We start from the raw sequence: 1,860 nt of genomic DNA on the forward strand, positions 1-1,860 counted from the left end.
ATAAAATCCTCTCAATGAACCTCACAATTAAATTTAAACAGTTTCTTAAGCGTCCGGAATTTATTGTAGAGCAAGGAGGTGTTACAGCTATTATCTATCGTGAGATTTTCATGTCTATCAGGGGCGATGCAAAACTGAACCAAACCGATACAGAACCGATACAAACCGAACAAGATACTCAGAAAGGTTCAGAGAAGGGTTCAGAGAAAACACGCAACAGAATAGTATGCGAAATGAAGGAGAATCCGTCAGTGACTATTAATGAACTTGCTAAGATGCTTTCCATCTCCGATCGAGCCGTCTCCAAACATCTAAAGAAATTGCAAGAACAAGGTATTATTAGACGTGTGGGCGCAGATCGTGGAGGTTCTTGGGAGGTAATGGATCATTCATCATAGGGTTGCGATTTTTTTGTTATAGTGCAAGTGGTTATTTTGAAAAAATGGGGGATAGTGACAAAAATATCCAAATACTTTTGGGGGACAGTGTCATTTTTGGATTGCATTTTCTGCACTTTCTGCATTATTGCGTTCCTCGGAGTTTCTTTTGCTCGGCTTCGAAGGCTTCGATGAAGTGGATTTCGACCGGGGAGAGTTGATATTGGGTACGTTCACGGAATTTCTCATACTCGGTATCGGTTTTCAGTTTTGCCACTTCTGCCGATATGCTTCCGGCATGTGTGAGCAATTCTTTTCCAGACAGCGTAAGGAAGTCATCGAGTTTCTTGATCCAGTCCTTCATATACATCGGCACATGGCTCTTTGCCTGAAGTTCGGCAAAGTCAAGATAGAGGTTGACTATGCGATTGAGCATATCAACTTCGTCCTCTGAAAGATAGTTCTTCGCAACCTCAGCCTCTTGTTTGGTCGGTAATGCACCGCGCCATGTAGTCAGACCCATAAAGTCGTTTGCGGCATTTGCTCTGTCGTAAATCACCTCAGCGGCAGTGTGCCCGTGAGCGGCAAAGTGCATCTTGTTCTGCACTGTCTTGAAGAACTGCTGGGTTGTTTCCGTCCGAGGGTCATAGTCGATACTTAGGGCGTATATTTCAAGAACCTTGCGGTAAAATACCTTTTCCGAACTGCGTATGTCGCGGATTCTCGCAAGCAACTCATCAAAGTAATTCCCATGTCCGGCATTTTTAAGCAGGTCATCATTCAGTGCAAACCCTTTGATCATGTATTCTTTCAACACTTGAGTAGCCCACTGACGGAATTGCACACCCCGATGCGAATTGACACGATACCCGACACTGATAATCATGTCGAGGTTATAGTAAGAAACGGTGTAAGTTTTTCCGTCGGATGCAGTTGTTGCATTTTCTGCAACAACTGAATTCCGCTGTAACTCGCCACTTTCAAGAATATTCTTTATATGTCTTGAAATGGTCGATTTGTTGCGCTGGAACAGCTCCGCCATTTGGTCAGCAGTTAGCCACACAGATTCATTGGCAAGCCGAACCTCAATTTTCGTCTCGCCTCCCTGCGTCTGAAATAATATAATCTGTCCGTTATCCATATTTAAAAATCATCGGCCATCATGTCGAAGTCGTCCTGCTCGTCATGAAAATCATCATACGATTGTGAATAGCCATAATCATAGTTGTCATAACGAGAGTAATTATTTTCATGGCGGCGACTAAAGCCTGTGTGCGTATCATTGTCACCAATAATATCCTTGTGGCCAAAGCTGCTGGACGTATCCGATAGATTACGTTTTGACTCATTGTGCTTGTGAGAACCAAACAGCCAACGGAACAAGAAAAACTCGCTTATGTAATTCAACAAATTCATGCCTAAAGATATATAATTTGTTTAAACTGAGAGTTATATTCAATAGACTTGTCGGAAATGATTGCGT

The 1,860-nt window shown here is 42.7% G+C and carries 3 protein-coding genes; 1 reads left to right on the top strand and 2 read right to left on the bottom strand.

Going from position 1 to position 1,860, the window contains the following annotated elements:
- On the top strand, nt 1-398 hold a 398-nt coding region (locus JX312_RS12975), incomplete at its 5' end, for a winged helix-turn-helix transcriptional regulator (protein ID WP_204458343.1).
- Nucleotides 399-522: 124 nt separating this feature from the next.
- Here JX312_RS12975 and rhuM read toward each other — a convergent pair.
- Together rhuM and JX312_RS12985 are read right to left on the bottom strand one after the other, a co-directional pair.
- Nucleotides 523-1,518 (bottom strand): virulence RhuM family protein, encoded by a 996-nt coding sequence (gene rhuM / locus JX312_RS12980; protein ID WP_204458345.1) that lies wholly within the window; start codon nt 1,516-1,518, stop codon nt 523-525.
- 2 nt (nt 1,519-1,520) lie between these two features.
- Entirely contained in the window at nt 1,521-1,793 is a 273-nt protein-coding gene (locus JX312_RS12985; protein ID WP_204458347.1) for a hypothetical protein, read from the bottom strand.
- Between the last annotated feature and the right edge of the window lie 67 nt (nt 1,794-1,860).

Source organism: Barnesiella sp. CU968 (assembly GCF_905219685.1).
Taxonomy (GTDB): Bacteria; Bacteroidota; Bacteroidia; order Bacteroidales; family Muribaculaceae; genus Lepagella; species Lepagella muris_A.

Excerpts from the sequence above, each read along its gene's own strand:
- rhuM (WP_204458345.1), bottom strand. The coding sequence starts at position 1,518 with ATGGATAACGGACAGATTATATTATTTCAGACGCAGGGAGGCGAGACG.
- JX312_RS12985 (WP_204458347.1), bottom strand. The coding sequence starts at position 1,793 with ATGAATTTGTTGAATTACATAAGCGAGTTTTTCTTGTTCCGTTGGCTG.